This window comes from Acidovorax sp. KNOB132 (genome assembly GCF_057541515.1).
In genome coordinates this window covers 1-5845 of the sequence record NZ_BAAJYT010000223.1, presented here as the reverse complement: position 1 = coordinate 5845, position 5845 = coordinate 1, and the positions used below count along the sequence as shown (strand labels likewise).

6 protein-coding genes and 1 pseudogene are annotated in these 5845 nt (G+C 69.9%); 2 read left to right on the top strand and 5 right to left on the bottom strand.

Annotated features, from left to right (window positions below; genetic code table 11):
- The 5 genes and pseudogenes from AC27IO_RS19425 to AC27IO_RS19405 form a co-directional block, all read right to left on the bottom strand.
- Nucleotides 1-386: shikimate dehydrogenase family protein (locus tag AC27IO_RS19425; protein ID WP_498740274.1), on the bottom strand; the 386-nt coding region annotated here is incomplete at its 3' end.
- A 34-nt stretch (nucleotides 387-420) separates the two neighbouring features.
- A pseudogene (locus AC27IO_RS19420) lies at nucleotides 421-1819 on the bottom strand (MFS transporter).
- A 130-nt stretch (nucleotides 1820-1949) separates the two neighbouring features.
- On the bottom strand, nucleotides 1950-2324 hold the full coding sequence (locus AC27IO_RS19415; protein ID WP_498740272.1) for a DUF485 domain-containing protein: 375 nt from the start codon (nucleotides 2322-2324) through the stop codon (nucleotides 1950-1952).
- 66 nt (nucleotides 2325-2390) lie between these two features.
- Nucleotides 2391-2816, bottom strand: coding sequence for a hypothetical protein (locus tag AC27IO_RS19410; RefSeq protein WP_498740270.1), 426 nt, complete (start codon nucleotides 2814-2816; stop codon nucleotides 2391-2393).
- 41 nt (nucleotides 2817-2857) lie between these two features.
- Nucleotides 2858-4282 (bottom strand): FAD-binding oxidoreductase, encoded by a 1425-nt coding sequence (locus AC27IO_RS19405; protein ID WP_284405607.1) that lies wholly within the window; start codon nucleotides 4280-4282, stop codon nucleotides 2858-2860.
- Between the two features lie 134 nt (nucleotides 4283-4416).
- On the opposite strand from AC27IO_RS19405, the gene AC27IO_RS19400 reads away from it, so the two are divergent.
- The gene (locus tag AC27IO_RS19400) at nucleotides 4417-5088 is read left to right on the top strand and encodes a TetR/AcrR family transcriptional regulator (protein ID WP_498740268.1); all 672 of its coding nucleotides are present in this window, start codon (nucleotides 4417-4419) and stop codon (nucleotides 5086-5088) included.
- A 76-nt stretch (nucleotides 5089-5164) separates the two neighbouring features.
- Nucleotides 5165-5845, top strand: a 681-nt coding sequence (locus AC27IO_RS19395; RefSeq protein WP_498740266.1) for a tripartite tricarboxylate transporter substrate binding protein, incomplete at its 3' end; no start/stop codon positions are given.

The window sequence follows — 5845 nt, the reverse complement described above, 5'->3', positions numbered from 1 at the left end:
CCGGCCAGGGCCAGGCCCTTGCGCTGCACGCCGCGCACGAAGCCGGCGCCGTCGAACTGGTCGCCCAGCAGCGTGCCGTCGGGTCGGCGCACGATGGCATTGCAGGCCCCGGCGATGCGCGCCGTGGGCGTGAGCGCATCCACCAGCGCCAGCGTGCTCACCTTGTGCGGCATGGTCACCAGCGCGCCGTGCCAGTTGGTCATGCGGCGCAGCACCTGCAGCGTGGCGGGGTAGTCCTCGGCCCGCACGCCCATGGGCACCACCAGGGCGTTGATGCCCTGCTGCGCGAACCACGGGTTGTAGATCATCGGGGCCTTGAAGGCCTCGGTCGGGTAGCCCAGGTGGGCGATCAGGCGGGTGCTGCCGTTGATGGTTTGCTGCTGCATGGGTAACGATGGTGGGCCGATTGCCGTGGGTCTTTCAGCGGCCGCGCCCGTGGCTGCGCAGGGCTTCCTGGCGGGCCTGTTCGTACGCGGCCTCGGACAGGGGCTGGGCGTCGGGCTGGCCCAGGTCCTGCGTGGGAATGCGGAAGGTCTCGCGCGCCGACCACGCGGCCAGCGCCGCGATGGCCGTCACGCCGAACGCGATCGCGCCCACGGTGGCCGGCACGTTGGTGGAGCCGGGCGGCGCCACGGCGGCGAACAGCGCGGGCAGCAGGGCGGTGAGCGTGGTGCCCACGTTCTGCGAGATGGCCATCGAGGTCACGCGGGTGCGGGCCGGGAACAGCTCGGGGTAGAAGCTCGGGAACACCGCGTTGTAGCCCTGGTACACCACGCCCCACATGAGCAGCGACATGCCGATCGCCATCGGCACGTGGTGGATGCTGATGGCATACAGGTACAGGAACGCCAGCAGCCCCGACAGCAGCGCGCCCACGATGATCGGCGGGCGCCGGCCGATGCGGTCCGACAGGTTGCCCACGTGCGGGATCACGAGCACCGCGACGATGTTGCCCAGCACCGGAATCCACAGGTACACGCTCTTGTCGAAGCCCACGCCATAGCCCGGCTGCACGGCATAGGCCGCGCCGAACACGGTCGCCACCACCGGGATCACGTTCATGAGCGCCATGCACACCACGCGCAGCATGTTCGGCCCGTTCTCCTGGAACGCCTGCACGATGGGCGCGCGCGGCACGGCGCCCTGCCGGCGCTCGGCGGTGAACACAGGGGTTTCCTGCACTTCGCGGCGGATGTAGTAGCCCACCAGGATGACGATGAAGCTCAGCAGGAACGGCACGCGCCAGCCCCAGGTGTTGAACTGCTCGGCCGGCAGGAAATACGCCAGCGGCAGGAACACCGCCGCCGCCAGCACCTGCCCTGCCTGCACGCCCTGCAGCGCGAAGCTGGCATAAAAAGCCCCGCCGCCCGGTCGGCGCGTGCTCCAGGATCATCGAGCTGGCCCCCGAGATCTCGCCGGCCACCGCGAAGCCCTGGATCAGGCGCAGCACCACGAGCATCGCCGGGGCCAGCAGGCCGGCCTGCGCATAGGTGGGCAGCAGGCCCACGGCCAGGGTGGAAAAGCCCATCAGGAACATGCACAACACCAGTACCTGCTTGCGGCCATGGGTGTCGCCCCAGTGGCCGAGCACCAGGGCACCGATGGGCCGGGCCACGTAGCCCACGCCGTAGGTGGCGAGCGAGGCCACGATGGCCGCCGTCGGGTTGCCTGCGGGAAAGAAGATCTGCGGAAAGATCAGCGATGCGGCGGTGGCGTAGATGAAGAAGTCGTAGTACTCCAGCACCGAGCCGATCCAGCCACTGGCGGTGGCCTTGCGCGTTTGCTGTAAGCCGCTGTCGGCGGCGTGGTGGTCTGGCATGGGTTTGTCTCCCCTGTTGGAATGGTTGGATGGACGCAAAAGCCTGCGTTGGGCATTTGGCGGAGCATCTCATGCCTTGGGGTGCCTTTTGGCCATCCGTGCATGGCGGATGGCGCTGGCCGGCGGTGCATCAGGCCTTGCGTTCGAGCTCCCTGGCGTACCGGTGGCTGGCGATGCCCAGGACGATGCCGAAAACGATGAACCCCAGCCCGAAGGCATGGCCCAAACCGAACCATGGCCCTTTGCCGCTGCCGGAAAAGGCGATGAACAGGGCACCGGCAGCGATGAAGAACAGGGGCGCAAGGAAGCGGTTGCGCCGGTGCGCGGCCAGCACCACGCTGCTTTGCGCGACCTGCGAATCCAGCGTGCGCGCCTTGGTCTCGCAAGGGCCCTGGCTGCAGCAGATGGAATGGCCCAGGTCCTTGGCGCAGGCCGGGCAGACCCCCTTGTTGCAGGCGCGGCAGGTGCCCACGGCGTCGGCGCCCTGGTGTACGAAGCACTTCATGGATTCTCCGGGTGGTTGGTGGCCATCACGCGGACTTTAGCGTTGCAGGCGCGGCGGTCCCAGGCGTCATGCCCCATCGGCTGGAAGCGGCGGGGCGGCGTCGATGGGCGCCCAGCCCTCCACGGATTCCAGTGCCACCCGGGCGCACCGGGCCGTGGATCGGGCCGCAAAGGCCTGCTGGTACCGAAGGGTGGCCGCGTCCCATTGGAATTCCTGCGCAAACCCCTTGGCCAGCACCTCCAGCCGGGCGATCTTCCACCCGTCCACGTCGATCAGCGCAGCGCAGGTGATGGGCCCTGCGGCGTAGTCGGTGGTCAGCCATTCCTGCGCGGCCAGAAAGCGCGAGTCGGGCGACCATTGGAGGGGCTGGCCGAAGATCCGGTGCGGGATGCCGCGGCCGTCGATCGACAGGCGAAAGTACTCCGGGCCGAACCGGATCTCGCCTTCGAAGCGCAGCGTCGCCCGGTGGGTTCCGTCCGGAGAACGTGCCATGTTTTGAATCGCTGCAAGGGGCCGGCCTTCGGCCGCCCGCGTCACAGCGCGAAGATCTTGCCCGGGTTCAGGATGTTCTTCGGGTCCAGCGCGCGCTTGATGGCCCGCATCATGTCCACCGCGCCCGCGCCGGTCTCGTCCAGCAGGAAGCCCATCTTGTGCAGGCCCACGCCGTGCTCGCCCGTGCAGGTGCCGCCCAGGCGCAGGGCGCGGGCGACGAGCTGGTGGTTCAGATCCTCGGCCTTCAGGCGCTCTTCGGCGCTTTCGGGGTCGATCAGGTAGCCGAAGTGGAAGTTGCCGTCGCCCACGTGGCCGACGAGGAAGTAGGGGATGCCGCTCGCGTCGGCCTCCGTCACCGAGTCGAGCAGGCAGTCGGCCAGGCGGCTGATGGGCACGCAGGTGTCGGTGCTGATGGCGCGGCAGCCAGGGCGGCTTTGCACCGCGGCGAAATAGGCGTTGTGCCGCGCGGTCCACAGGCGGGTGCGCTCCTCGGGGGTGGTGGCCCATTCGAACGCGTTGCCGCCGAACTCGGCCGCGATCTCCTGCACCACCTCGGCCTGCTCCTTCACGCCGGCCGGCGAGCCGTGGAATTCCATGAGCAGCATGGGCTCCTCGCGCAGGCCCAGCTTGCTGTGGGCGTTGACCATGCGCACGGTGTGCGCGTCGATCAGCTCCACGCGCGCGATCGGCACGCCCAGCTGGATGGTCTGGATGGTGGTGCGCACGGCCGCCTCGATGCTCGGGAACGAGCAGATGGCGGCCGACACGGCCTCGGGCAGCGGATACAGGCGCACGGTGACCTCGGTGATCACGCCCAGCGTGCCTTCGCTGCCCACCAGGAGGCGGGTGAGGTCGTAGCCCGCCGCGCTCTTCTTGGCGCGTGTGCCGGTGCGGATGGCCTCGCCGCCGGCCGTGACCACTTCGAGGGCCAGCACGTTCTCGCGCATGGTGCCGTAGCGCACGGCGTTGGTGCCGCTGGCGCGGGTGGCGCACATGCCGCCGATGCTGGCGTCGGCGCCGGGGTCGATGGGAAAGAACAGGCCCGTGTCCTTGATGGCATCGTTGAGCTGCTTGCGCGTGATGCCGGGCTGCACGGTCACGGTGAGGTCGTCGGCATCGACGCTGAGCACGCGGTTCATTCGGTTCACGTCGATGCTGATGCCGCCCTGCACGGCCAGCAGGTGGCCTTCGAGCGAGGAGCCCGCGCCGTACGGAATCACCGGCACGTCGTGCTGCGCGGCGAGCTTCACGGCGTCGGCCACGTCCTGCGTGGTTTCGGCGAACACCACGGCCGAGGGGGGCGGCGCCTTGAGCGAGCCCTCGTCGCGACCGTGCTGTTCACGCACCGCCTGGGCCGTGGAGCACTGCGCGCCGAAGCGGGCGGCGAGTGCGTCGAGCAGTGCCTGCGGAACGGGGCGCAGGTGGATTTCGGGAAGCAGGTGCTTGGCGGCGGCGGGGGCGTTCATGGCGTGTCTCCAGGCTGGAATGGGTGCGGCTTTTTCATTGTAGGCAGCCCGTCGCAGGCAGGGGATTGCCCGGGATTGACGGTCTCGCTGCCGCGTATTTACATTACGTTCGAAATGTATAACGTTTGCCGCCGATGATCCCCCGCACGCCCCGCCGCACCCATGCCGAGCGCAGCGCCGCCACGCAGCAGCGCCTGATCGCCACGGCCATCGAGGTCATCCAGTCGCGCAGCTTCGAGGCGATGTCGATCCACGAGCTGGCCCGCACGGCGGGAATGACGTCGGGGGCGGTGCAGCACCACTTCGAGTCGAAGGCCGCGCTGATGATGCGCGTGCTCGCCGAGCTGATCGCGGCGCAGGACCGCGAGGGCCTGCTGTGGCCCGCCGCATCGCTGCCGGCGCTGCAGCGCGCGCGGCATTTCGTGCGGTCCGCGTGGCACATCGTCTATGCGCAGCCGCGCTTCATGGCGGCGTGGAACATCTACCTGGGCAGCCGCAACCAGCCCGAGGTGGTGGCGCACATCGCTGCGCTGCGCCAGGACCTCAATGCGCGCATGCACACGGGGTTCTTCGAGGCGTTTCCCGAACTGGCGGGCGACCCGGAGCGCGAAGGGTTCGTGGGGCTGGTGTTCTCCACGCTGCGCGGCCTGGGCCTGCTGGAGATGTTCCGCCCCGCCGACGAAGCCGCCCATGCGCAGCTCGATTGCCTGGCCACGCTCATCGCGCAGCGCTGCGACGGCCTGGCCCGCGCGGGCGCTCCGGCATCGAAACCCCGACCCCGCGCCAGGCCCCCGCGCGCGGCATGACCGGCGCCATGCCCTGGCCCGGGCACGTGCGCACCCCAGGGCACCCGGCATCCATCACGACAACAGGAGACACACCATGAACCCCCCTTGCACAGGCGCACGGCGCGCCCTGGCCGGCGCCGCGTTCGCGTCGCTGGCTTTCGCGGCCGGCGCCCAGCCCGCGGCCTACCCCGCCAAGCCGATCCAGCTCATCGCCCAGCAGCCGCCGGGCAGCGCGTCCGATGCGATGACGCGCGCCTGGGCCGACTGCGCCGCGCGCGAGATGGGCCAGCCCGTGGTGGTGCAGAACAAGCCGGGGGCCAACGGCATCCTGGCGGTCAATGCGCTCAAGTCCCAGCCGGCCGACGGCTACACGCTGATGACCATCGGCATGTCGCAGATGACCATCACGCCCTACGTCTACCGGCAGCCGCCCTATGACCCGCTGCACGACTTCGACAGCGTGGCGGTGCTGGGCAGCACGCCGCTGGTGCTGGCCGTGCCGGCGGGGCTGGGCATCACGCGGCTGGCGCAGCTGGCGGACCAGGCCAGGGCCCACCCGGGCGGGCTCGATTTCGGCTCGCCCGGCAAGGGCAGCCCGGCGCACCTGCTGACCTCGGCGCTGCTCGACCGCATGGGCGTGTCCGGCACGCACGTGCCCTTCGTGGGCGAAGGCGCCGGCCTCACCGCCCTCATGGGCCAGCAGATCCAGGCGATGACGCTGGTCATCGGCACGGCCGCGCCGCATGCCAGGTCGGGCAAGCTCGTGCCGCTGGCG